At 60.0% G+C, this 23,828-nt stretch carries 30 protein-coding genes; 29 read left to right on the top strand and 1 reads right to left on the bottom strand.

Annotation, left to right across the window (positions count from 1 at the left end; translation table 11 throughout):
* The coding region (rpoB, locus tag AC1D1Z_RS12505; RefSeq protein WP_477850681.1) for a DNA-directed RNA polymerase subunit beta at positions 1–2,073 on the top strand (2,073 nt) is incomplete at its 5' end.
* Positions 2,074–2,263: 190 nt separating this feature from the next.
* The gene (rpoC, locus tag AC1D1Z_RS12510) at positions 2,264–6,472 is read left to right on the top strand and encodes a DNA-directed RNA polymerase subunit beta' (RefSeq protein WP_477850683.1); all 4,209 of its coding nucleotides are present in this window, start codon (positions 2,264–2,266) and stop codon (positions 6,470–6,472) included.
* Between the two features lie 139 nt (positions 6,473–6,611).
* Here rpoC and AC1D1Z_RS12515 read toward each other — a convergent pair whose 3' ends face one another.
* Positions 6,612–6,905 carry a hypothetical protein gene (locus tag AC1D1Z_RS12515; protein ID WP_003547528.1) on the bottom strand — a complete coding sequence of 98 codons (294 nt, stop codon included), beginning with the start codon at positions 6,903–6,905 and terminating at the stop codon, positions 6,612–6,614.
* 495 nt (positions 6,906–7,400) lie between these two features.
* Between AC1D1Z_RS12515 and rpsL the strand changes: the two genes are divergently transcribed.
* The 27 genes from rpsL (at position 7,401) to AC1D1Z_RS12650 (ending at position 23,784) form a co-directional block, all read left to right on the top strand.
* Positions 7,401–7,772: a 30S ribosomal protein S12 gene (rpsL, locus tag AC1D1Z_RS12520; protein WP_003547537.1), complete on the top strand. Its 372-nt coding sequence runs from the start codon at positions 7,401–7,403 to the stop codon at positions 7,770–7,772.
* Between the two features lie 77 nt (positions 7,773–7,849).
* Positions 7,850–8,320 (top strand): 30S ribosomal protein S7, encoded by a 471-nt coding sequence (rpsG, locus tag AC1D1Z_RS12525; protein ID WP_003547538.1) that lies wholly within the window; start codon positions 7,850–7,852, stop codon positions 8,318–8,320.
* A 29-nt stretch (positions 8,321–8,349) separates the two neighbouring features.
* Entirely contained in the window at positions 8,350–10,449 is a 2,100-nt protein-coding gene (gene fusA, locus AC1D1Z_RS12530; RefSeq protein WP_477850688.1) for an elongation factor G, read from the top strand.
* A 68-nt stretch (positions 10,450–10,517) separates the two neighbouring features.
* Complete coding sequence (gene tuf, locus AC1D1Z_RS12535) at positions 10,518–11,693, top strand: elongation factor Tu (protein ID WP_018241634.1); 1,176 nt, start codon at positions 10,518–10,520, stop codon at positions 11,691–11,693.
* A gap of 154 nt (positions 11,694–11,847) precedes the next feature.
* Entirely contained in the window at positions 11,848–12,156 is a 309-nt protein-coding gene (gene rpsJ / locus AC1D1Z_RS12540) for a 30S ribosomal protein S10 (RefSeq protein WP_003547547.1), read from the top strand.
* A 39-nt stretch (positions 12,157–12,195) separates the two neighbouring features.
* Positions 12,196–12,837: a 50S ribosomal protein L3 gene (gene rplC / locus AC1D1Z_RS12545; protein WP_018067989.1), complete on the top strand. Its 642-nt coding sequence runs from the start codon at positions 12,196–12,198 to the stop codon at positions 12,835–12,837.
* Positions 12,838–12,850: 13 nt separating this feature from the next.
* A complete protein-coding gene (rplD, locus tag AC1D1Z_RS12550) occupies positions 12,851–13,471 on the top strand; it encodes a 50S ribosomal protein L4 (protein ID WP_003573800.1) in 621 nt (206 codons plus the stop codon).
* A complete protein-coding gene (locus tag AC1D1Z_RS12555) occupies positions 13,468–13,761 on the top strand; it encodes a 50S ribosomal protein L23 (RefSeq protein WP_003547550.1) in 294 nt (97 codons plus the stop codon). Before rplD ends, AC1D1Z_RS12555 begins: the two co-directional genes overlap by 4 nt.
* Before the next feature lie 11 nt (positions 13,762–13,772).
* The gene (rplB, locus tag AC1D1Z_RS12560) at positions 13,773–14,609 is read left to right on the top strand and encodes a 50S ribosomal protein L2 (RefSeq protein ID WP_018241641.1); all 837 of its coding nucleotides are present in this window, start codon (positions 13,773–13,775) and stop codon (positions 14,607–14,609) included.
* Positions 14,610–14,624: 15 nt separating this feature from the next.
* Positions 14,625–14,903 carry a 30S ribosomal protein S19 gene (gene rpsS, locus AC1D1Z_RS12565; protein ID WP_003547552.1) on the top strand — a complete coding sequence of 93 codons (279 nt, stop codon included), beginning with the start codon at positions 14,625–14,627 and terminating at the stop codon, positions 14,901–14,903.
* Between the two features lie 2 nt (positions 14,904–14,905).
* The gene (gene rplV / locus AC1D1Z_RS12570; RefSeq protein WP_003547553.1) at positions 14,906–15,295 is read left to right on the top strand and encodes a 50S ribosomal protein L22; all 390 of its coding nucleotides are present in this window, start codon (positions 14,906–14,908) and stop codon (positions 15,293–15,295) included.
* On the top strand, positions 15,295–16,026 hold the full coding sequence (gene rpsC, locus AC1D1Z_RS12575; protein ID WP_003547554.1) for a 30S ribosomal protein S3: 732 nt from the start codon (positions 15,295–15,297) through the stop codon (positions 16,024–16,026). Before rplV ends, rpsC begins: the two co-directional genes overlap by 1 nt.
* 36 nt (positions 16,027–16,062) lie before the next feature.
* A complete protein-coding gene (gene rplP / locus AC1D1Z_RS12580; RefSeq protein ID WP_477850696.1) occupies positions 16,063–16,476 on the top strand; it encodes a 50S ribosomal protein L16 in 414 nt (137 codons plus the stop codon).
* Positions 16,477–16,488: 12 nt separating this feature from the next.
* Positions 16,489–16,689, top strand: coding sequence for a 50S ribosomal protein L29 (gene rpmC / locus AC1D1Z_RS12585; protein ID WP_018241642.1), 201 nt, complete (start codon positions 16,489–16,491; stop codon positions 16,687–16,689).
* Positions 16,690–16,701: 12 nt separating this feature from the next.
* Positions 16,702–16,941, top strand: a complete 240-nt coding sequence (gene rpsQ, locus AC1D1Z_RS12590) for a 30S ribosomal protein S17 (protein WP_003547557.1) — start codon at positions 16,702–16,704, stop codon at positions 16,939–16,941.
* 259 nt (positions 16,942–17,200) lie between these two features.
* Positions 17,201–17,569 (top strand): 50S ribosomal protein L14, encoded by a 369-nt coding sequence (gene rplN / locus AC1D1Z_RS12595; protein ID WP_003573790.1) that lies wholly within the window; start codon positions 17,201–17,203, stop codon positions 17,567–17,569.
* An 11-nt stretch (positions 17,570–17,580) separates the two neighbouring features.
* Complete coding sequence (gene rplX, locus AC1D1Z_RS12600; RefSeq protein WP_003547559.1) at positions 17,581–17,889, top strand: 50S ribosomal protein L24; 309 nt, start codon at positions 17,581–17,583, stop codon at positions 17,887–17,889.
* Positions 17,882–18,439 (top strand): 50S ribosomal protein L5, encoded by a 558-nt coding sequence (gene rplE, locus AC1D1Z_RS12605; RefSeq protein WP_018067987.1) that lies wholly within the window; start codon positions 17,882–17,884, stop codon positions 18,437–18,439. Before rplX ends, rplE begins: the two co-directional genes overlap by 8 nt.
* Positions 18,440–18,471: 32 nt before the next feature.
* A complete protein-coding gene (gene rpsN, locus AC1D1Z_RS12610; RefSeq protein WP_003547561.1) occupies positions 18,472–18,777 on the top strand; it encodes a 30S ribosomal protein S14 in 306 nt (101 codons plus the stop codon).
* A gap of 12 nt (positions 18,778–18,789) precedes the next feature.
* Positions 18,790–19,188, top strand: a complete 399-nt coding sequence (rpsH, locus tag AC1D1Z_RS12615; RefSeq protein ID WP_477850700.1) for a 30S ribosomal protein S8 — start codon at positions 18,790–18,792, stop codon at positions 19,186–19,188.
* Between the two features lie 42 nt (positions 19,189–19,230).
* Positions 19,231–19,764 carry a 50S ribosomal protein L6 gene (rplF, locus tag AC1D1Z_RS12620; protein ID WP_017963907.1) on the top strand — a complete coding sequence of 178 codons (534 nt, stop codon included), beginning with the start codon at positions 19,231–19,233 and terminating at the stop codon, positions 19,762–19,764.
* 12 nt (positions 19,765–19,776) lie between these two features.
* On the top strand, positions 19,777–20,139 hold the full coding sequence (gene rplR / locus AC1D1Z_RS12625; protein WP_018241643.1) for a 50S ribosomal protein L18: 363 nt from the start codon (positions 19,777–19,779) through the stop codon (positions 20,137–20,139).
* A 132-nt stretch (positions 20,140–20,271) separates the two neighbouring features.
* Positions 20,272–20,841 carry a 30S ribosomal protein S5 gene (gene rpsE, locus AC1D1Z_RS12630; protein WP_017963908.1) on the top strand — a complete coding sequence of 190 codons (570 nt, stop codon included), beginning with the start codon at positions 20,272–20,274 and terminating at the stop codon, positions 20,839–20,841.
* A 14-nt stretch (positions 20,842–20,855) separates the two neighbouring features.
* Complete coding sequence (gene rpmD / locus AC1D1Z_RS12635) at positions 20,856–21,065, top strand: 50S ribosomal protein L30 (protein WP_003547566.1); 210 nt, start codon at positions 20,856–20,858, stop codon at positions 21,063–21,065.
* A 16-nt stretch (positions 21,066–21,081) separates the two neighbouring features.
* Complete coding sequence (gene rplO / locus AC1D1Z_RS12640; RefSeq protein ID WP_003547567.1) at positions 21,082–21,558, top strand: 50S ribosomal protein L15; 477 nt, start codon at positions 21,082–21,084, stop codon at positions 21,556–21,558.
* A gap of 235 nt (positions 21,559–21,793) precedes the next feature.
* Entirely contained in the window at positions 21,794–23,134 is a 1,341-nt protein-coding gene (secY, locus tag AC1D1Z_RS12645) for a preprotein translocase subunit SecY (RefSeq protein WP_018447022.1), read from the top strand.
* Complete coding sequence (locus tag AC1D1Z_RS12650) at positions 23,131–23,784, top strand: adenylate kinase (protein WP_427149710.1); 654 nt, start codon at positions 23,131–23,133, stop codon at positions 23,782–23,784. Before secY ends, AC1D1Z_RS12650 begins: the two co-directional genes overlap by 4 nt.
* Positions 23,785–23,828: the final 44 nt, after the last annotated feature.

A 23,828-nucleotide genomic window follows, 5' to 3' on the forward strand; every position in this document is an offset into this window, starting at 1 on the left:
CTCATGGGCTCGAACATGCAGCGTCAGGCAGTGCCGCTGCTGCGTGCCGAAGCTCCGTTCGTCGGTACCGGCATGGAACCGGTCGTCGCCCGTGACTCCGGTGCCGCCATCGGCGCCCGCCGCGGCGGCGTGGTCGACCAGGTCGACGCGACGCGTATCGTTATCCGCGCCACGGAAGACCTCGAAGCCGGCAAATCCGGCGTCGATATCTACCGCCTGCAGAAGTTCCAGCGTTCGAACCAGAACACCTGCGTCAACCAGCGCCCGCTGGTCACCGTCGGTGACGAGGTCAACCGCGGCGACATCCTCGCCGACGGCCCGTCGACCGATCTCGGCGACCTGGCGCTCGGCCGCAACGCGCTCGTCGCGTTCATGCCTTGGAACGGCTACAACTACGAAGACTCGATCCTGCTCTCCGAGCGTATCGTTGCCGACGACGTGTTCACCTCCATTCACATCGAGGAATTCGAAGTGATGGCGCGCGACACCAAGCTTGGTCCTGAGGAAATCACCCGCGATATTCCGAACGTTTCGGAAGAAGCGCTGAAGAACCTCGACGAAGCCGGCATCGTCTATATCGGCGCTGAAGTTCAGCCGGGCGATATCCTCGTCGGCAAGATCACACCGAAGGGCGAAAGCCCGATGACGCCGGAAGAAAAGCTTCTGCGCGCCATCTTCGGCGAAAAGGCCTCCGACGTGCGCGACACCTCCATGCGCATGCCGCCCGGCACTTACGGCACGATCGTCGAAGTTCGCGTCTTCAACCGCCACGGCGTTGAAAAGGACGAGCGCGCGATGGCAATCGAGCGCGAAGAAATCGAGCGTCTGGCAAAGGACCGTGACGACGAGCAGGCGATCCTCGACCGTAACGTCTACGGCCGTCTGATCGAGATGCTGCGCGGCCAGGCTTCCATCGCCGGCCCGAAGGGCTTCAAGAAGGGCAGTGAGCTTTCCAACGCCGTTGTCTCCGAATATCCCCGCTCGCAGTGGTGGATGTTTGCGGTCGAAGACGAAAAGGTCCAGAGCGAGCTCGAAGCGCTCCGTGGTCAGTACGACGAATCCAAGTCGCGCCTTGAACAGCGCTTCATGGACAAGGTCGAAAAGGTCCAGCGCGGCGATGAAATGCCTCCTGGCGTCATGAAGATGGTCAAGGTCTTCGTCGCCGTAAAGCGCAAGATCCAGCCGGGCGACAAGATGGCCGGCCGTCACGGGAACAAGGGCGTGGTCTCGCGCATTGTGCCGGTGGAGGACATGCCGTTCCTCGAAGACGGCACGCATGTCGACGTCGTTTTGAACCCGCTCGGCGTGCCTTCGCGCATGAACGTCGGCCAGATCCTGGAAACGCATCTGGGTTGGGCTTGCGCCGGCATGGGTCGCCAGATCGGCGAACTGATCGATGCATACAAGGCCAGTGGCAACATTGAGCCGCTGCGCAAGACCATCGGCGATGTCGTCGGTACCGGCCCGAAGGCCGAACAGGTCCATGAGTTCGACGATGATTCGGTTCTGCGTCTCGCCGACCAGTGGAAGCGTGGCGTTTCGATTGCGACGCCTGTTTTCGACGGTGCAAACGAAGCCGACGTCAACGACATGCTGCGTCTGGCAGGTCTCAAGGATACCGGTCAGTCGACGCTCTATGACGGCCGTACCGGCGAGCAGTTCGACCGCCAGGTGACCGTGGGCTACATCTACATGCTGAAGCTCAACCACTTGGTCGACGATAAGATCCATGCTCGTTCGATCGGTCCTTACTCGCTCGTGACTCAGCAGCCGCTGGGCGGCAAGGCGCAGTTCGGCGGTCAGCGCTTCGGCGAAATGGAAGTCTGGGCGCTCGAAGCATACGGCGCGGCCTACACGCTGCAGGAAATGCTGACGGTGAAGTCGGACGACGTCGCCGGCCGCACCAAGGTCTACGAAGCCATTGTTCGCGGAGACGACACGTTCGAAGCCGGTATTCCGGAAAGCTTCAACGTTCTCGTCAAGGAAATGCGCTCGCTGGGCCTCAGCGTCGAGCTCGAGAATACCAAGCTTGACGAGGCGCAGGCAGCTCAGCTGCCCGACGCGGCCGAGTAAGCACTTGATAGGGCGTGCGCTGCCAATGCAGCGCACGCCGGTCCCGCCGGGCGCCGTATCCGTGTCGGCCCGGAAGGGAAGTTTCGCCGCATCTCGCGGTTATTCTCGTTTAAGCGAGGGAGGCGGCTCCCGGGAATTTGCCGCCGACCATCGCATTTTAAGGGCGCTTTAGCCCATGAAGGAGACAGGCATGAACCAAGAGGTCATGAATCTTTTCAATCCGCAGGTGCCTGCACAGAATTTCGATTCTATTCGGATTTCGATCGCGTCTCCGGAGAAGATCCTCTCCTGGTCTTACGGTGAGATCAAGAAGCCGGAAACCATCAACTACCGTACGTTCAAGCCGGAACGCGACGGTCTGTTCTGCGCGCGCATCTTCGGGCCGATCAAGGACTACGAATGCCTGTGCGGCAAGTACAAGCGCATGAAGTACAAGGGCATCATCTGCGAAAAGTGCGGCGTCGAAGTCACGCTGTCGCGCGTTCGCCGTGAGCGCATGGGCCATATCGAGCTCGCCGCTCCCGTTGCCCATATCTGGTTCCTGAAGTCGCTGCCGAGCCGCATTTCGACGCTGCTCGACATGACGCTGAAGGATGTCGAGCGCGTCCTCTACTTCGAAAACTACATCGTCACCGAGCCGGGCCTGACCGCCCTGAAGGAGCACCAGCTCCTCTCGGAAGAAGAGTACATGCTCGCCGTTGACGAATACGGCGAAGACCAGTTCACCGCGATGATCGGCGCCGAGGCGATCTACGAGATGCTGGCCTCGATGAACCTCGAGAAGATCGCTGGCGACCTGCGCGCTGAGCTTGCCGACACCACGTCGGATCTCAAGCAGAAGAAGCTGATGAAGCGCCTGAAGATCGTCGAGAACTTCATGGAGTCGGGCAATCGTCCGGAATGGATGATCATGAAGGTCGTTCCGGTCATCCCGCCGGACCTGCGTCCGCTGGTTCCGCTCGACGGCGGCCGTTTCGCGACGTCGGATCTGAACGATCTCTACCGCCGCGTCATCAACCGTAACAACCGTCTGAAGCGCCTGATCGAGCTTCGTGCACCTGGCATCATCATCCGCAACGAAAAGCGCATGCTGCAGGAATCTGTTGACGCGCTGTTCGACAACGGCCGCCGCGGCCGCGTCATCACCGGCGCCAACAAGCGTCCGCTGAAGTCGCTCTCCGACATGCTGAAGGGCAAGCAGGGCCGCTTCCGTCAGAACCTGCTCGGCAAGCGCGTCGACTATTCCGGCCGTTCGGTCATCGTCACCGGTCCGGAACTGAAGCTGCACCAGTGCGGCCTGCCGAAGAAGATGGCGCTCGAGCTCTTCAAGCCGTTCATCTATGCCCGCCTCGACGCCAAGGGTTACTCCTCGACCGTCAAGCAGGCCAAGAAGCTGGTCGAAAAGGAAAAGCCGGAAGTCTGGGATATCCTCGACGAGGTCATCCGCGAGCATCCGGTTCTCTTGAACCGCGCACCGACGCTGCACCGCCTGGGCATCCAGGCCTTCGAACCTACCCTGGTCGAAGGCAAGGCGATCCAGCTGCATCCGCTCGTCTGCACGGCCTTCAACGCCGACTTCGACGGTGACCAGATGGCCGTTCACGTGCCGCTGTCGCTCGAAGCCCAGCTCGAAGCCCGCGTGCTGATGATGTCGACCAACAACATCCTGCACCCGGCCAACGGCGCGCCGATCATCGTTCCCTCGCAGGACATGGTTCTCGGCCTCTACTATCTGTCGATCCTCAACCAGAACGAGCCGGGCGAAGGCATGGCCTTCTCCGATCTCGGCGAGCTGCATCACGCTCTCGAAAGCAAGGTCGTGACGCTGCACACCAAGATCCGCGGCCGCTTCAAGTCGGTCGACGAGGATGGCAAGCCTTACTCGAAGATCTACGAGACGACGCCTGGCCGTCTGCTCATCGGTGAACTGTTGCCGAAGAACGGCAAGGTGCCCTTCGATATCTGCAACCAGGAAATGACCAAGAAGAACATCTCGAAGATGATCGACACGGTCTATCGCCATTGCGGCCAGAAGGACACGGTCATTTTCTGCGACCGCATCATGCAGCTCGGTTTCGCCCATGCCTGCCGCGCCGGCATTTCGTTCGGCAAGGACGACATGGTCATTCCGGATGCCAAGGCCAAGATCGTTGCCGACACCGAAAATCTGGTGAAGGAATACGAGCAGCAGTACAATGACGGCCTCATCACCCAGGGCGAGAAGTACAACAAGGTTGTCGACGCCTGGGGCAAGGCGACCGAAAAGGTCGCCGAAGAGATGATGGCGCGCATCAAGGCGGTCGAATTCGATGAGAAGACCGGTCGCCAGAAGCCGATGAACTCGATCTACATGATGAGCCACTCCGGTGCCCGCGGTTCTCCGAACCAGATGCGCCAGCTGGGCGGCATGCGTGGCCTCATGGCCAAGCCGTCGGGCGAAATCATCGAGACCCCGATCATCTCGAACTTCAAGGAAGGGCTGACCGTCAACGAGTACTTCAACTCGACGCACGGCGCCCGTAAGGGTCTGGCAGACACCGCCCTGAAGACCGCCAACTCCGGCTACCTGACCCGCCGTCTCGTCGACGTCGCGCAGGATTGCATCGTCACGCATGTCGACTGCGGAACGCAGACGGGCCTCACCATGACCGCCATCGTCGATGCCGGCCAGGTGGTTGCCTCGATCGGCGCCCGTATCCTCGGCCGCACGGCGCTCGACGACATCGATCATCCGGTCACGGGTGAGCGCATCGTCGATGCCGGCAAGATGATCCTCGAGCCCGACGTCGTCGAAATCGAAAAGGCCGGCATCCAGTCGATCCGCATCCGCTCGGCACTGACCTGCGAAATCCAGACGGGCGTCTGCTCTGTCTGCTACGGCCGCGACCTCGCGCGCGGTACGCCGGTCAATATGGGCGAAGCCGTCGGCGTCATCGCTGCTCAGTCGATCGGCGAGCCGGGCACCCAGCTCACCATGCGTACCTTCCACCTTGGCGGTACGGCAACCGTGGTCGACCAGTCGTTCCTTGAAGCCTCGTACGAAGGTACGGTGCAGATCAAGAACCGCAACATCCTGCGCAACTCCGATGRCAATCTCGTTGCCATGGGCCGCAACATGACCGTCCAGATCCTGGACGAACGTGGTGTCGAGCGGTCGTCGCAGCGTGTGGCCTACGGTTCGAAGCTGCATGTCGACGAAGGCGACAAGGTCAAGCGCGGCCAGCGTCTGGCAGAGTGGGACCCCTACACCCGTCCAATGATGACGGAAGTGGCCGGTACCGTTCAGTTTGAAGATCTGGTCGACGGTCTCTCCGTTCTGGAAGCGACCGACGAATCGACCGGCATCACCAAGCGTCAGGTCATCGACTGGCGTTCGACCCCGCGCGGCTCGGACCTCAAGCCGGCGATCGTCATCAAGGATGCCAGCGGCAATATCGCCAAGCTGTCCCGTGGTGGTGATGCCCGCTTCCTGCTCTCGGTCGATGCGATCTTGTCGGTCGAGCCGGGCACGAAGGTCTCCCAGGGTGACGTTCTCGCCCGTTCGCCGCTCGAAAGCGCCAAGACCAAGGACATCACCGGCGGTCTGCCGCGTGTTGCCGAGCTGTTCGAAGCCCGTCGTCCGAAGGACCACGCCATCATCGCAGAGATCGATGGTACGATCCGTCTCGGCCGCGACTACAAGAACAAGCGTCGCGTCATCATCGAGCCGGCGGAAGATGGTGTCGAGCCTGTCGAATACCTGATCCCGAAGGGCAAGCCCTTCCACCTTCAGGAAGGCGACTATATCGAAAAGGGTGACTACATCCTCGACGGTAACCCGGCTCCGCACGACATCCTGGCGATCAAGGGCGTGGAGGCTCTGGCCTCCTACCTCGTCAACGAGATCCAGGAAGTCTACCGCCTGCAGGGCGTCGTCATCAACGACAAGCACATCGAGGTGATTGTCCGTCAGATGCTGCAGAAGGTGGAAATCACCGATGCAGGCGACTCGACCTATATCGTCGGCGACAATGTCGACCGGATCGAGCTCGAAGACGTCAACGATCATCTGATCGAGCAGGGCAAGAAGCCAGCCTACGGCGATCCGGTTCTTCTCGGCATCACCAAGGCGTCGCTGCAGACCCCGTCCTTCATCTCGGCCGCATCCTTCCAGGAAACGACCAAGGTGCTGACGGAAGCTGCAATCGCCGGCAAGACCGACGGTCTGCAGGGTCTGAAGGAAAACGTCATCGTCGGCCGCCTCATCCCGGCCGGTACCGGCGGTACCATGACCCAGATCCGCCGCATCGCCACGTCGCGCGACGAGATGATCCTCGAAGAGCGCCGCAAGGGCACGGGTGCTGCCGTTGCCACGCCGATGCTGCAGGACATGGCCGAAAAGGCTCCGGCTGCGGAATAATCCGCGGCTGAAGTCGACGAATTGAAAAACCGCCCGGAGCGATCCGGGCGGTTTTTGTTTTATTTGCTCTGACTGGTCTGGCGGGGAGGGAGGCGCTGCTTCGCTTAGGCTGCCTTGACAGCGTCAGCGGCGGCTCCTTTCAGTTGAACCGGATGATCGCGACTTCGCCTTCGACGGCGCCCTGATAGGCAGATGCGTGCGGCTCTTCGGCCGGGACCTCGGTCAGCATGCCGATCTGGTCGAGATCGGCCTCGATGAAGCCTTCCTCGGCAAGGGCGTTCAAGGCCTCGCGTACGGCAGTGTCGTCGTCAGGCGCCTTCAGCATGATGTGCAGGTCGATGCCTTCGCTGGCGTCGGACTCATAGCCCTTGCCGATGATGATGAAGATCATCGGGCCGTCGAAATTATTGTCGTTATCAGGTGTCGTGATCATCGCCTGTCCTTCGGCTCTTTGACGATTCGGTCGCTCGAATCCTGCTGTGAGGGCCGAACGCCGCGATTGCTGATTCCTTAACTGTTTTTGCTGCAATGCCCAAGTTTTTATCTTGGTGCACAGCCGTGAATTCGTCTAGAAGGATGAAACAGGGCGTTTGGCCGGCATATCAAGGCGATACGGCGAGTTTATTTCTTAACCGGCCTTGACGAGACGGGTGGAAACCAGTAGTACCCCGGCCATCAGATCCCATGTGAGGCTTGGCTGTTCGGGGCGACGCGCCCTGAAGTTCACCTCAAACAAGGTTCTAAACGCACGTTGAAGTCATGATGCTGCACGCACGACGCATGTTTTATGCGTCCTCTGCTCCTTGTGGTCCATCTGCGGAAGCGGATCGGGCCATATTTTGCGCATTGACGGAGAGTGCGTCACTGCCGGAGACGGCGCGAGTTCAAGCCCGCAAGGGTACTGAGATAAAACGTAAGGGATGGTTGAATGCCTACCGTAAACCAGCTGATCCGCAAGCCTCGCCAGGCGAACGTAAAGCGTAACAAGGTTCCTGCACTCCAGGAGAACCCGCAGAAGCGCGGCGTTTGCACGCGCGTCTACACGACGACGCCGAAGAAGCCGAACTCGGCTCTGCGTAAGGTCGCAAAGATCCGCCTGACCAACGGCTTCGAAGTCATTGGTTACATCCCCGGCGAAGGTCACAACCTTCAGGAACACTCCGTCGTCATGATCCGTGGCGGCCGCGTTAAGGACCTTCCGGGTGTCCGTTATCACATCATCCGCGGCGTTCTCGATACCCAGGGTGTCAAGAACCGCAAGCAGCGCCGCTCCAAGTACGGCGCGAAGCGTCCGAAGTAATTCGGTTTTTGAATAATCCGGCGCTGCGCGAGGTCCTCCGCGTCATGAAGCGCCTTAACGGTTGAAGAGACAAAACTATGTCCAGACGTCATAAAGCAGAAAAGCGCGAGATCAATCCGGACCCGAAGTTCGGCGATCTCGTCGTCACCAAGTTCATGAATGCCATCATGCTCGACGGCAAGAAGTCCGTTGCTGAAAACATCGTCTACGGTGCGTTCGACGTTGTTCATGGCAAGTCCAAGCAGGAGCCGCTCACGGTTTTCCATTCTGCGCTTGAGAACATTGCCCCGCACGTTGAAGTCCGCTCGCGTCGTGTCGGTGGTGCGACCTATCAGGTCCCCGTCGATGTTCGTCCGGAGCGCCGCCAGGCTCTTGCTATTCGCTGGCTGATCGCTGCTGCCCGCAAGCGCAATGAAACGACTATGGTTGACCGCCTTTCCGGCGAACTGCTCGATGCGTCCAACAACCGCGGCTCCGCCGTTAAGAAGCGCGAAGACACGCACAAGATGGCTGACGCCAACCGCGCGTTCTCGCACTATCGCTGGTAATTCCGAACGGTATCGAAAGGCAGTCCACAATGGCTCGCGAATATAAGATCGAAGACTACCGTAATTTCGGTATCATGGCGCATATCGACGCCGGCAAGACCACGACCACCGAGCGTATTCTTTATTACACCGGCAAGTCGCACAAGATCGGCGAAGTCCACGACGGCGCAGCCACCATGGACTGGATGGAGCAGGAGCAGGAGCGTGGCATCACGATCACCTCTGCTGCCACCACGACCTTCTGGAAGGGCCGTGACGGCAAAATGCGCCGCTTCAACATCATCGACACTCCCGGCCACGTCGACTTCACCATTGAAGTCGAGCGTTCGCTGCGCGTTCTCGACGGCGCCATCGCGCTTCTCGACGCCAACGCCGGTGTTGAGCCGCAGACGGAAACCGTCTGGCGCCAGGCCGAAAAGTATAATGTCCCGCGGATGATCTTCTGCAACAAGATGGACAAGACCGGCGCCGACTTCTACCGCTCCGTCGAGATGATCAAGACCCGTCTCGGTGCAACGGCTGTCGTCATGCAGCTGCCGATCGGTGCAGAAACCGAATTCAAGGGCGTCATCGACCTGGTCGAGATGAACGCACTCATCTGGCGCGACGAGTCGCTCGGCGCCCAGTGGGATGTCGTCGAGATCCCCGAGGACATGAAGGCCAAGGCTGAAGAATATCGCGAAAAGCTGATCGAGACGGTCGTCGACATCGACGAAGCCGCCACCGAAGCTTACCTCGAGGGCATTCTGCCCGACAACGAGCAGATCCGTGCACTGGTTCGCCGCGGCACGATCGACGTCAAGTTCCACCCGATGTTCTGCGGCACCGCCTTCAAGAACAAGGGCGTGCAGCCGCTGCTCGACGCCGTTGTTGACTACCTGCCGTCGCCAATGGACATCCCGGCGATCAAGGGCATCGACTTCAAGACGGAAGCTGAAATCGAGCGTCATGCCGATGACAGCGAGCCGCTCTCCATGCTCGCCTTCAAGATCATGAACGACCCCTTCGTCGGTTCGCTGACCTTCGCCCGCATCTACTCCGGCAAGCTCGAAAAGGGCGCGTCGGTCATCAACACGGTCAAGGACAAGCGCGAGCGTGTCGGCCGTATGCTGCAGATGCACTCCAACTCGCGTGAAGACATCGAAGAAGCCTTCGCAGGTGACATCGTCGCTCTCGCCGGCCTCAAGGAAACCACGACCGGCGACACGCTCTGCGATCCGCTGAAGCCGGTTATCCTCGAGCGCATGGAATTCCCGGAGCCGGTCATCCAGATCGCCATCGAGCCGAAGACCAAGGGCGACCAGGAAAAGATGGGCCTCGCGCTCAACCGCCTGGCTGCTGAAGATCCGTCCTTCCGCGTCAAGACTGACCAGGAATCCGGCCAGACCATCATCGCCGGCATGGGCGAACTGCATCTCGACATCATCGTCGACCGCATGCGTCGTKAATTCAAGGTCGAAGCAACTGTCGGCGCGCCGCAGGTTGCCTACCGCGAAACCATCACCCGGACGCATGAAGAAGACTACACGCACAAGAAGCAGTCCGGTGGTACCGGCCAGTTCGCGCGCGTCAAGATCGTCTTCGAACCGAACCCGGACGGCGACGAATTCAAGTTCGAGTCCAAGATCGTCGGCGGTTCCGTTCCGAAGGAATACATCCCCGGCGTCCAGAAGGGCATCGAAAGCGTACTGTCTTCGGGTCCGCTCGCAGGCTTCCCGATGCTCGGCGTCAAGGCTACCCTCATCGATGGTGCCTTCCACGACGTCGACTCCTCGGTTCTCGCCTTCGAAATTGCATCGCGTGCCTGCTTCCGTGAAGCAGCCAAGAAGGCCGGCGCTCAGCTGCTCGAGCCGATGATGAAGGTCGAAGTCGTCACCCCGGAAGATTACGTCGGCGACGTTATCGGCGACCTGAACTCCCGTCGCGGCCAGATCCAGGGCCAGGAAAGCCGCGGTATCGCCGTCGTCATCAACGCGAACGTCCCGCTCGCGAACATGTTCAAGTACGTCGACAACCTGCGCTCCATGTCCCAGGGCCGCGCCCAGTACACGATGACCTTCGATCACTATTCGCCGGTCCCGTCGAACGTCGCAACTGAAATCCAGGCAAAGTATTCCGGTCAGAAGTGACCGGAATACCAATTGACCGATAACAAGAATTAGATCCCTTCGGGGACTAGCAAAATGGAGACCCGAAAATGGGAAAGAGTAAGTTTGAGCGCAACAAGCCGCACGTCAACATTGGCACGATTGGCCACGTTGACCACGGCAAGACGTCTCTGACGGCAGCGATCACGAAGTACTTCGGTGAGTACAAGGCGTACGATCAGATCGACGCGGCTCCGGAAGAAAAGGCCCGTGGCATCACCATCTCGACGGCGCACGTCGAGTATGAGACGCCGGCCCGCCACTACGCGCACGTCGACTGCCCCGGCCACGCCGACTACGTCAAGAACATGATCACCGGTGCTGCCCAGATGGACGGCGCGATCCTGGTGTGCTCGGCCGCTGACGGCCCGATGCCGCAGACGCGCGAACACATCCTGCTGGCYCGCCAGGTCGGCGTTCCGGCAATCGTTGTGTTCCTGAACAAGGTCGACCAGGTTGACGACGCCGAGCTTCTCGAACTGGTCGAGCTCGAAGTTCGCGAACTGCTGTCGTCCTACGACTTCCCGGGCGACGATATCCCGGTCGTCAAGGGTTCGGCMCTTGCTGCTCTYGAAGATTCGGACAAGAAGATCGGCGAAGACGCGATCCGCGAACTGATGGCTGCTGTTGACGCCTACATCCCGACGCCTGAGCGTCCGATCGACCAGCCGTTCCTGATGCCGATCGAAGACGTGTTYTCGATCTCGGGCCGCGGCACGGTTGTGACCGGCCGCGTCGAGCGTGGCATTGTCAAGGTTGGCGAAGAAGTCGAGATYGTCGGYATCCGTCCGACCTCGAAGACGACGGTGACCGGCGTTGAAATGTTCCGCAAGCTGCTCGATCAGGGCCAGGCYGGCGACAACATCGGTGCGCTGATCCGCGGTGTGAACCGTGACGGCGTCGAGCGTGGCCAGATCCTGGCGAAGCCCGGCTCTGTCAAGCCGCACAAGAAGTTCATGGCAGAAGCCTACATCCTGACGAAGGAAGAGGGTGGCCGTCATACGCCGTTCTTCACCAACTACCGTCCGCAGTTCTACTTCCGCACGACCGACGTGACGGGCATTGTGACGCTGCCGGAAGGCACGGAGATGGTGATGCCGGGCGACAACGTCACGGTTGCCGTCGAGCTGATCGTTCCGATCGCGATGGAAGAAAAGCTGCGCTTCGCTATCCGCGAAGGCGGCCGCACCGTCGGCGCCGGCATCGTCGCGTCGATCGTCGAATAATTAGCGGCTGGGCCACCAGGCCCAAGGAAAGGATAGGGACGCTGATCTCGGTGTCCCTCTCGATCTTTGAAACCGGTGGCCCGCTAACGTAACTGAAGGTAAGTCGTGTCCCTAAGTGGTGACACGCGGATAACAGACACAAGGATAAAGTCGAATGAACGGCCAGAATATCCGCATCCGCCTGAAGGCGTTCGATCACCGGATTCTCGATGCCTCCACGCGCGAGATCGTATCGACGGCTAAGCGCACCGGTGCAAGCGTCCGGGGCCCCGTTCCGCTTCCGACCCGCATCGAGAAGTTTACGGTCAACCGGTCCCCGCACATCGACAAGAAGAGCCGCGAACAGTTCGAGATGCGCACGCATAAGCGCCTTCTCGATATCGTTGACCCGACCCCGCAGACGGTAGACGCGCTGATGAAGCTCGATCTCGCCGCCGGTGTCGATGTTGAGATCAAGCTCTGAGACCTCGGGTCTTCGGGCTGAGTGAGAAGGATTGAACCGATGCGTTCAGGTGTGATTGCACAGAAGGTGGGAATGACCCGCGTCTATAACGACGCCGGCGAGCATGTCCCGGTAACGGTACTGCGTATGGAAGGCTGCCAGGTCGTAGCCACGCGCACTGTCGAAAAGAATGGCTATACCGCAGTTCAGCTCGGTGCCGGCCAGGCGAAGGTGAAGAACACGTCGAAGGCGATGCGTGGCAACTTTGCCATTGCCAACGTCGAGCCGAAGGCCAAGCTCACTGAATTCCGCGTGTCGGAAGATCAGCTGCTCGAGATCGGCACTGAGATCAAGGCGGGTCACTTTGCAGCCGGTCAGCTCGTCGACGTGACGGGCACGACGATCGGTAAGGGTTTTGCCGGCGCCATGAAGCGTCACGGTTTCGGCGGTCTGCGTGCCACGCACGGTGTGTCGGTGTCTCACCGCTCGCACGGTTCGACCGGCTCGCGCCAGGATCCGGGCAAGGTTTTCAAGAACAAGAAGATGGCTGGTCACATGGGCCAGACGCGCGTCACGACGCAGAACCTGGAAGTGGTTTCGACCGACGAAGATCGTGGTCTGATCCTGATCAAGGGTGCTGTTCCTGGTTCCAAGGGTGCTTGGATCATCGTGCGCGACGCCGTCAAGTCGGCCGCGAAGTAAGGGAGCCAGATCAATGGAATTCAACGTCAAGACCCTCGAGGGAAAAGACGCCGGGAAGGTTTCCCTTTCGGACGCGATTTTCGGCCTCGAGCCCCGTGAAGACATTCTCGCCCGCGTCATTCGCTGGCAGCTTGCCAAGAAGCAGCAGGGCACGCACAAGGCTAAGGGCCGCGCTGAAGTTTCGCGCACCGGCGCCAAGATGTACAAGCAGAAGGGTACGGGCCGCGCCCGCCACCATTCGGCTCGCGCTCCGCAGTTCCGCGGCGGCGGCAAGGCCCACGGCCCGGTCGTCCGCAGCCACGAGCACGATCTTCCGAAGAAGGTTCGTGCACTCGGCCTTCGCCACGCCCTTTCGGCCAAGATCAAGGCCGATGACGTCATCGTCATCGACAACCTGGTTGCCACCGAAGCCAAGACCAAGGCTCTCGCGTCCGTTTTCGAGACGCTCGGCCTGACCAACGCCCTCTTCATCGGCGGCGCAGAGCTTGACGGCAACTTCAAGCTCGCAGCTCAGAACATCCCGAACATCGATGTTCTGCCGATCCAGGGCATCAACGTTTACGACATCGTGCGCCGCGGCAAGCTCGTGCTTTCCAAGGCTGCGGTTGAAGCGCTAGAGGAGCGATTCAAGTGACCGATCTTCGCCACTACGATGTGATCGTCTCTCCGGCGATCACCGAAAAATCCACGCTGGTATCCGAAAACAACCAGGTTGTTTTCAATGTCGCCAAGCAGGCGACGAAGCCGGAAATCAAGGCTGCGGTCGAGGCGCTGTTCGGCGTCAAGGTCACGGCTGTCAACACTCTGCTGCGCAAGGGCAAGACCAAGCGGTTCCGCGGTTTCGTCGGCAAGCAGAAGGACGTGAAGAAGGCTGTTGTGACGCTGGCTGAAGGCCAGACGATCGACGTCTCCACCGGTCTCTGAGGTATAAGAAAATGGCATTGAAAACATTCAATCCGATCACCCCGAGCCAGCGCCAGCTGGTCATCGTCGACCGCTCGGCCCTCTACAAGGGCAAGCCGGTCAAGGCGTTGACGGAAGGTCTGACCAAGAGCGGCGGTCGTAACAACCTCGGTCGCATCACCGCCCGCTTCATCGGCGGCGGTCACAAGCGCACCTATCGTCTGATCGACTTCAAGCGTCGCAAGTTCGACATCGAAGGCACGGTCGAGCGTATCGAATACGATCCGAACCGCACGGCTTTCATCGCGCTGGTGAACTATGCTGACGGCGAAAAGGCTTATATCCTCGCTCCTCAGCGCCTGGCTGCCGGTGACAAGGTTATCGCTTCCGAGAAGGCTGTCGACGTCAAGCCCGGCAACACTATGCCGCTGCAGTTCATCCCGGTCGGCTCCATCATCCACAACGTGGAAATGAAGCCGGGCAAGGGTGGTCAGATCGCTCGCTCCGCCGGTGGCTACGCACAGCTCGTCGGCCGCGACCAGGGCATGGCGATCCTTCGCCTGAACTCCGGTGAACAGCGTCTCGTTCATGGCTCCTGCCTTGCTTCGATCGGCGCCGTCTCCAACCCTGACCACGCCAACATCAACGACGGCAAGGCCGGTCGTACCGTTTGGCGCGGCAAGCGTCCGCATAACCGCGGTGTTGTCATGAACCCGGTCGACCATCCGCACGGCGGTGGTGAAGGCCGCACTTCCGGTGGTCGCCATCCGGTGACACCGTGGGGCAAGCCGACCAAGGGCAAGCGCACCCGGTCGAACAAGTCGACCGACAAGATGATCATGCGCTCGCGTCATCAGCGTAAGAAGTAAGAGAGGAAGTCTCCAATGGCTCGTTCAGTATGGAAAGGTCCGTTCGTTGACGGCTATCTTCTCAAGAAGGCTGAGAAGGTTCGTGAAGGCGGTCGCAGTGAAGTGATCAAGATCTGGAGCCGTCGCTCCACGATCCTGCCGCAGTTCGTCGGTCTCACCTTCGGCGTCTACAACGGCAGCAAGCATATCCCGGTCAGCGTCAATGAAGACATGGTCGGCCACAAATTCGGTGAATTCTCTCCGACCCGCACCTACTACGGTCACGGCGCGGACAAGAAGGCGAAGAGGAAGTAACAATGGGCAAGGCAAAAGCCGAACGCCGGCTGAAGGACAACGAGGCGCAAGCAGTCGCCCGCACGCTCCGCGTCAGCCCCCAGAAGCTCAACCTGGTTGCTGCGGCTATCCGCGGCAAGAAGGTCGAGCGCGCACTCGCTGAGCTGGAGTTCTCCCGCAAGCGCATCGCAGGCGCCGTCAAGAAGACGCTCGAATCTGCGATCGCCAACGCCGAGAACAACCACGATCTCGACGTCGACTCGCTGGTTGTCGCCGAGGCCTATGTGGGCAAGTCGATCGTCATGAAACGTTTCCACGCTCGTGGCCGCGGTCGTGCGTCGCGCATTGAAAAGCCCTTCGCGCACCTGACGATCGTCGTTCGTGAAGTGCAGGCAGCAGAGGAGGCCGCATAATGGGTCAGAAAATCAATCCAATCGGTTTCCGCCTCGGCATCAACCGTACCTGGGATAGCCGCTGGTTTGCGGACAATGCCGAGTACGGCCAGCTGCTGCACGAAGACCTGAAGATGCGCAAGTTCGTCATGAGCGAACTGAAGCAGGCCGGGATCTCCAAGGTGGTCATCGAGCGTCCGCACAAGAAGTGCCGCGTCACGATCCACTCGGCACGTCCGGGCCTGATCATCGGCCGCAAGGGCGCAGACATCGACAAGCTCCGCAAGAAGCTGTCGGAGATGACGAATTCGGAAACGCACCTCAACATCGTCGAAGTGCGCAAGCCCGAAGTCGATGCGACGCTGGTCGCTCAGTCGATCGCCCAGCAGCTCGAGCGTCGCGTGGCTTTCCGCCGCGCCATGAAGCGCGCCGTTCAGTCGGCGATGCGTCTTGGCGCCGAAGGCATCAAGATCACCTGCGCCGGCCGTCTCGGCGGTGCTGAAATCGCCCGTACGGAATGGTACCGCGAAGGTCGTGTGCCGTTGCACACGCTGCGCGCCGACATCGACTACGGCACGGCTGAAGCAGAAACCGCATTCGGCATCTGCGGCATCAAGGTCTGGATCTTCAAGGGCGAAATCCTTGAGCATGATCCGATGGCTTCCGAGCGCCGTGCGATGGAAGGTGACGCCCAGGGTCCGGCAAGCCGTGATCGTGACCGCGACAGAGACCGTCGCCGCGACAACGCTTGATAGCGCGCGTGGCAGAGAAGTTCGGAGAATAAGAAAATGTTGCAGCCAAAGCGTACCAAGTACCGCAAGCAGTTCAAGGGCCGCATCAAGGGCGTCGCCAAGGGCGGTTCTGACCTGGCATTCGGCGAATTCGGCCTGAAGGCACAGGAACCCAACCGCGTCAACGCGCGCGAGATCGAAGCGGCCCGCCGCGCGATCACGCGTTATATGAAGCGCRCCGGCCGTGTATGGATCCGCGTGTTCCCGGACGTTCCGGTAACCGCAAAGCCGACCGAAGTCCGTATGGGTAAGGGTAAGGGCTCCGTTGAATACTGGGCATGCAAGGTCAAGCCCGGCCGTATGATGTTCGAGATCGACGGTGTCAGCGAAGAAATCGCCCGTGAGGCGCTTCGCCTCGGCTCTGCCAAGCTCTCGGTCAAGACGCGCTTCGTTCAGCGCATTGCAGAGTAAGGGATTGAGCTCATGAAAGCCTCAGACGTTCGCGCGTTCAGCGCTGACCAACTCAAGGACGAGCTTGCCAAGCTGAAGAAAGAGCAGTTCAACCTGCGCTTTCAGAAGGCAACCGGCCAGCTCGAAAAGTCCTCGCGCATCAACGAAGTCCGTAAGGATATCGCCCGCGTGAAAACCATTGCCCGCCAGAAGGCGGCAGAAGTTAAGGCCTAAAGGAAGAAAAATATGCCGAAGCGCATCCTGCAGGGCGTCGTCGTTGGCGACAAGAACGAGAAGACGGTAGTGGTTCGTGTCGAGCGTCGTTTCGCTCACCCGCTGCTCCAGAAGACCGTTCGTCGTTCCAAGAAGTACAAGGCCCACGACGAGAACAACCAGTACAAGATCGGCGATACCGTATCCATCGAGGAATGCGCGCCGATCTCCAAGGACAAGCGCTGGACGGTGATTTCCGCCCAGGGCAAGTAACAGAATTTTGCGCGAGGCCTTGCGTCTCGCCGAAATATCTGTATGAAGCAGCGTCAGAACGCTCGAATGCCGGGCGTTCTTTTGCTTTGAGCGCACGGAAGGTCCCGTTCGGGAAACCACCCTGGCACGATCGATCCCGCGCTATTCAGCTATTGCCGCGTCTGTGCTGCCGTCATGGCAGCTCGGCCGGCGAAAATTTTCATAAGCCGGAGTAGGGGGCTAGCCCAACCATTCCGGTAAACCAAGAAGGCGACCTGATATGATTCAGATGCAAACAAACCTCGACGTCGCGGATAATTCCGGCGCACGTCGTGTCATGTGCATCAAGGTGCTGGGCGGCTCGAAGCGCAAGTATGCCTCGATCGGCGACGTCATCGTCGTTTCGATCAAGGAAGCGATCCCGCGCGGCCGTGTGAAGAAGGGTGACGTGATGAAGGCGGTTGTCGTTCGCACCGCCAAGGATATCCGTCGTCCGGATGGCTCCGTCATCCGCTTCGACACCAACGCAGCAGTCCTCATCGACAACAAGAAAGAGCCGATCGGCACCCGTATCTTCGGACCGGTTCCGCGCGAACTTCGCGCCAAGAACCACATGAAGATCATCTCGCTGGCTCCCGAAGTACTGTAAGGAGCGAAGCGATGCAGAAGATTCGTAAGGGCGACAAGGTCGTCATGCTCGCTGGCAAGGACAAGGGCCGTACCGGCGAAGTTGTTCAGGTCATGCCGAAGGAAGATCGTGCCGTTGTTCGTGGCGTCAACGTCGTCAAGCGCCACCAGCGCCAGACGCAGACCCAGGAAGCCGGCATCATCAACAAGGAAGCCCCGGTTCACCTGTCCAACGTTGCAATCATCGACAAGGACGGCAAGCCGACCCGTGTCGGTTTCAAGGTTGTTGACGGCAAGAAGGTCCGTGTGGCCAAGCGTTCTGGAGAAGTGATCGATGGCTGAGGCAAAATATGAGCCGCGGCTCAAGAAGGAATATGTCGAGCGCATCCGCAAGGCGATGCAGGAGCAGTTCTCCTACGCCAACGAGATGATGATCCCGAAGCTCGACAAGATCGTGATCAACATGGGTGTCGGCGAAGCGACCGCTGACTCGAAGAAGCCGACGGTAGCTGCCGCCGACCTCGCTGCGATCGCCGGCCAGAAGCCGGTCATCACCCGCGCACGTAACTCTATCGCAGGCTTCAAGGTCCGCGAACAGATGCCGATCGGCGCGAAGGTCACCCTGCGCGGCGCCCGCATGTACGAGTTCATGGACCGTCTCGTGAACATCGCGCTCCCGCGCGTTCGCGACTTCCGCGGCCTGAACCCGAAGAGCTTTGACGGCCGTGGCAACTTCGCCATGGGCATCAAGGAGCACATTGTGTTCCCTGAGATCAACTACGACAAGGTTGATCAGATGTGGGGCATGGACATCATCGTTTGCACGACGGCGACGACCGACGACGAAGCACGGGCTCTTCTGAAAGAGTTCAGCTTCCCGTTCCGTCAATAACCGTAACGACGAGCGTAGAAAAGGAACCTGACATGGCGAAGACAAGCGCAGTTGAAAAGAACAAGCGCCGCCGTACTACGGTCGCCAACCAGGCCGCTAAGCGGGCTGGTTTGAAGGCGATCATCATGAACCAGGCTCTTCCGATCGAAGAGCGGTTCAAGGCCTCGATCAAGCTGGCATCCCTGCCGCGTGATGGATCGAAGACCCGTATTCGCAACCGTTGCGAAGTTTCGGGGCGTCCGCGCGCATATTACCGCAAACTGCGCATGTCGCGTATTGCGCTGCGTGAACTCGGCAATCTCGGCAAGGTGCCGGGTATCGTCAAGTCGAGCTGGTAAGGAGCAGGTTACATGACAATGACTGATCCGTTGGGCGATATGCTCACTCGCATCCGTAACGGCGCTTCCCGCCGCAAGTCGTCGGTCTCGACGCCTGCTTCGAAGCTCCGTGCACGTGTTCTCGATGTTCTGCAGTCCGAAGGCTACATCCGTGGCTATTCCGTTGTCGATTTCGGCAATGGCAAGTCGGAACTCAGCATCGAGCTGAAATATTACGAAGGCGCATCGGTGATCCGTGAGATCGGCCGTGTGTCCAAGCCGGGCCGCCGGGTTTATGTCTCGGTCAAGTCCATTCCGCAGGTCGCGAACGGTCTCGGCATCACCATCCTTTCGACTCCGAAGGGTGTGATGGMCGATCACCAGGCTCGCGAACAGAACGTTGGTGGCGAGGTTCTTTGCTCGGTCTTCTAAGATCGGGCAGGGATCTCCATAGCGAACAGACAGGATTGAAACATGTCTCGTATCGGTAAAAAGCCCGTTCAGGTGCCTGCTGGGATCACGGCTACGGTCGATGGCCAGAAGGTGACTGCAAAGGGCCCGAAGGGCGAGCTGTTTTTCGTTGCTAACGACGAAATCAGCCTCAAGCTTGAAAATAACGCCGTCGTCGTGACGCCGGTGAACCAGACCAAGGATGCGCGCGCAAAGTGGGGCATGTCCCGCACGATGATCGAAGGCATCTTCAAGGGCGTCAAGGACGGTTTCGAGCGCAAGCTTGAAATCAACGGCGTCGGTTACCGCGCCGCCATGCAGGGCAAGAACCTGCAGCTCGCTCTCGGTTTCAGCCACGACGTGATCTACGAGCCGCCGGTCGGTATCTCGATCGTTGTTCCGAAGCCGACGGAAATCGTCGTCAGCGGCATCAACAAGCAGCAGGTCGGTCAGGTTGCCGCCGAAATCCGCGAATACCGCGGTCCCGAGCCTTACAAGGGCAAGGGCGTCAAGTACGCTGACGAGCGGATCGTCCGCAAAGAAGGCAAGAAGAAGTAAGGATCACGCGAAATGGCTAGCAGGAAAGAAGCACTTGCACGTCGTGCCAACCGCGTGCGCCGTCATCTCAAGTCGGTGGCCAATGGCCGTCCGCGCCTGTCGGTTCATCGCTCCTCGAAGAACATCTACGCCCAGGTCATCGATGATGTGGCCGGCAAGACGCTTGCGTCTGCCTCCACTCTCGAGAAGGATCTGCGCGGTTCTCTGAAGACCGGTGCCGATACCGCCGCCGCTGCCGTTGTGGGCAAGCTCCTCGCAGAGCGCGCCTCCAAGGCCGGTGTTACGGAAGTCGTGTTCGACCGTGGCGCCTTCATCTATCACGGCCGCATCAAGGCTCTCGCCGAAGCGGCCCGCGAAGGCGGTCTCACCTTCTGATCAGTTTCCGGCCGGACGCCTCAAGCGCCGGCCGGATTTTCGCCGGACCGCAGGCGCTCTCCGAAAGGGGAGTGCTGATGCGGTCCACATTTGTTTGCCGATTGCACCCGGAAAAGAAAAAGGAAGAGGACAATGGCACAGGAAAGAAGGCCGCAGCGGGACGACCGCCAGAGCCGTGAAGAGCGCGATAGCGAATTCGTCGACAAGCTTGTCGCGATCAACCGCGTCGCCAAGGTCGTCAAGGGCGGCCGTCGTTTTGGTTTCGCAGCACTCGTCGTCGTCGGAGACCAGAAGGGCCGCGTCGGCTTCGGCCATGGCAAGGCACGTGAAGTGCCGGAAGCCATCCGCAAGGCAACCGAAGCCGCCAAGCGCGAGCTGATCTTCGTACCGCTGCGTGACGGCCGTACGCTGCATCACGACGTTCATGGCCGCCATGGCGCCGGCAAGGTTCTGCTGCGCTCGGCCAAGGTCGGTACCGGCATCATCGCCGGCGGTCCGATGCGCGCCGTATTCGAAACACTCGGTATGCACGACGTCGTCGCCAAGTCGACCGGTTCGTCGAACCCCTACAACATGGTTCGCGCCACCTTCGACGCTCTGAAGCACCAGGTTCACCCGAAGGACATCGCAGCTCAGCGCGGCATCAAGTATGCAACGCTGCAGGCTCGTCGTGGCGCCTCCGGCAACGCCTCTGAAGAATAAGAGGAGTTTGACAGATGGCCAAGGCTACCAAGAAGGCTGAAGCGAAGACTGTCACGATCGAACAGATCGGCAGCCCGATTCGCCGTCCGGACGTCCAGCAGCGCACGCTGATCGGTCTCGGACTGAACAAGATGCACCGTCGCCGCACGCTGGAGGATACTCCTTCGGTTCGTGGCATGATCCGTGCTGTCCAGCATCTCGTTCGCGTCGTCGACGAGAAGTGAGACGGAGGAAACGCTCATGAAACTCAATGAAATCAAGGACAACGAAGGCTCGACCCACAGCCGCAAGCGCCTCGGCCGCGGTATCGGTTCGGGCTCGGGCAAGACAGGTGGTCGCGGCGTGAAGGGTCAGAAGTCCCGTTCGGGCGTCGCCATCAACGGCTTCGAAGGCGGCCAGATGCCGATCTATCGTCGCCTGCCGAAGCGCGGCTTCAACAACATTTTCGCTTCCGATTTTGTTGTCGTGTCGCTGGCCCGTATTCAGACGGCGATCGACGCCGGCAAGCTCGATGCCAAGACGACCGTTGACGCAGCTGCCCTCAAGGCTGCTGGTGTCATCCGCCGCGTCAAGGATGGCGTTCGCGTTCTCGCCGACGGCGAGATCAAGGCCAAGATCACCATCGTCGTTGCAGGCGCCTCCAAGCCTGCCGTCGAGAAGATCGAAAAGGCCGGCGGCACCGTGACGCTGCTTTCGGCTCCGGCTGCAGCCGAATAAATAATCTGATGATATATCGCCCGGGGTGCTTCACACCGGGCGATTTTGCTCCCATATGTGGGCCTCACAAAAACTTGGCTGGCGCGCCCGCGTCATGCCGGTAAGACTCGAAAACAAGGGTGAGGCAAGGGGTTGCGCCGCAATCCGTCCTGAACCCGGTTTTGAATAATTTCATACTGATTCCGGGTCCGGTCTGTCCCCCAGAGACGCCGGAATTGGTAGCGCGGAGAAACGCATGGCTTCTGCAGCGGAACAATTGGCATCCAACCTCAATTTTTCGACCTTCGCCAAAGCCGAGGATTTGAAGAAGCGCCTGTGGTTCACACTGGCAGCTCTCCTCGTCTACCGACTCGGCACGCATATTCCGCTTCCGGGTCTCAATCCCGAAGCCTATGCCCAGGCTTTCCGCGGCCAGTCAGGCGGCATTCTCGGCCTTTTCAACATGTTCTCGGGCGGCGCTGTTCAGCGCATGGCGATCTTCGCGCTCGGCATCATGCCCTATATCTCCGCTTCGATCATCGTGCAGCTCATGACCTCGGTGGTGCCGGCGCTCGAAAACCTCAAGAAGGAAGGCGAGCAGGGCCGTAAGATCATCAACCAGTATACCCGCTATGGTACCGTCATCCTCGGTGCGCTTCAGGCCTACGGCATTGCCGCCGGCCTTGAAAGTGGCCAGGGCCTCGTCGTCGAGCCGGGCTGGTTCTTCCGTGTTTCCACCGTTCTGACGCTGCTCGGCGGCACGATGTTCCTGATGTGGCTCGGCGAGCAGATCACCTCGCGCGGCATCGGCAACGGCATCTCGCTGATCATTTTCGCCGGCATCGCCGCGGGCCTTCCGACAGCACTTGCCGGCACGCTCGAACTCGGCCGCACCGGTGCGCTGTCGACCTTCCTCATCCTGCTCGTCATTGTCGTCGCGATCGCCGTCATCGGCATCATCGTCTTCGTCGAGCGCGCCCAGCGCCGGCTGCTGATTCAGTATCCGAAGCGTCAGGTTGGCAATCGGATGTTCCAGGGCGATACCTCGCACCTGCCGCTGAAGCTCAACACTTCAGGTGTCATTCCGGCGATCTTCGCGTCGTCGCTGCTGCTGCTGCCGGCAACGGTCGCGGGTTTCGCCAACACCACGGCAATGCCTTCCTGGGCGACATCGATCGTCGCGGCCCTCGGTCATGGCCAGCCGCTCTACATGGTGCTGTACGGCGCGCTGATCGCCTTTTTCGCCTTCTTCTATACGGCTATCGTCTTCAATCCGAAGGACACGGCCGACAATTTGAAGAAGCATGGCGGCTTCATTCCCGGCATCCGCCCGGGCGAGCGCACTGCCGAATATATCGACTATGTGCTGACCCGCATCACGGTGATCGGCGCGATCTATCTGGTCTTCGTCTGCATTCTCCCAGAGATTCTGGTGTCGCAAACCGGCATTCCATTAGCCCTTGGTGGGACTTCGCTTTTGATCGTGGTTAGCGTAACTCTTGATACGGTTGCACAGATCCAGGGTCACCTGATCGCGCAGCAATACGAAGGCCTGATCAAGAAATCGAAGTTGCGTGGAGGAAAGAGGGGGCGATGAGACTTATCCTTTTGGGGCCGCCGGGCGCGGGTAAGGGAACCCAGGCCCAGCGGATCGTGGAAAAGCACGGCATTCCGCAGCTTTCCACGGGGGACATGCTGCGTGCAGCGGTTAACGCCGGCACGGATGTCGGCAAGCGCGCGAAGGCGGTCATGGACGCCGGCAAGCTCGTCTCGGATGAGATCGTCATTGCCATCGTTTCCGAGCGCATCGATCAACCCGATTGCGCCAATGGCTTCATTCTCGACGGCTTCCCCAGGACGCTCGTCCAGGCTGATGCCACCGAGGCGATGCTGAAGGCAAAGGGTCTCGGCCTCTCCGTTGTCATTGAATTCCGTGTCGATGATGACGAGTTGATTCGACGTGTCGCCGGTCGCTACTCCTGTGCACAGTGTGGCAGCGTCTATCACGATGCTGATAAGGCCCATCCGGCTGTTGAAGGCGTCTGCGACAAGTGCGGTTCGACGCACTTCAAGCGCCGTCCCGATGACACCCCGGAGACCATGACGGCTCGGCTGCAGGTCTACTACAAGGAAACCTCGCCGCTGATCGGCTATTACCATGCCAAGGGCAAACTCAAGTCCGTGGACGGCATGGCAGAGATCGATCAGGTGACGGCCGAGGTCGAAAGCATTCTTTCCAAGCTTTAAGGCTTTGAAAATAAACTTGGCGGAACGGTTGCTTTTCAGCAGTG

It is taken from the genome of Rhizobium sp. P1_E1, assembly GCF_056406015.1.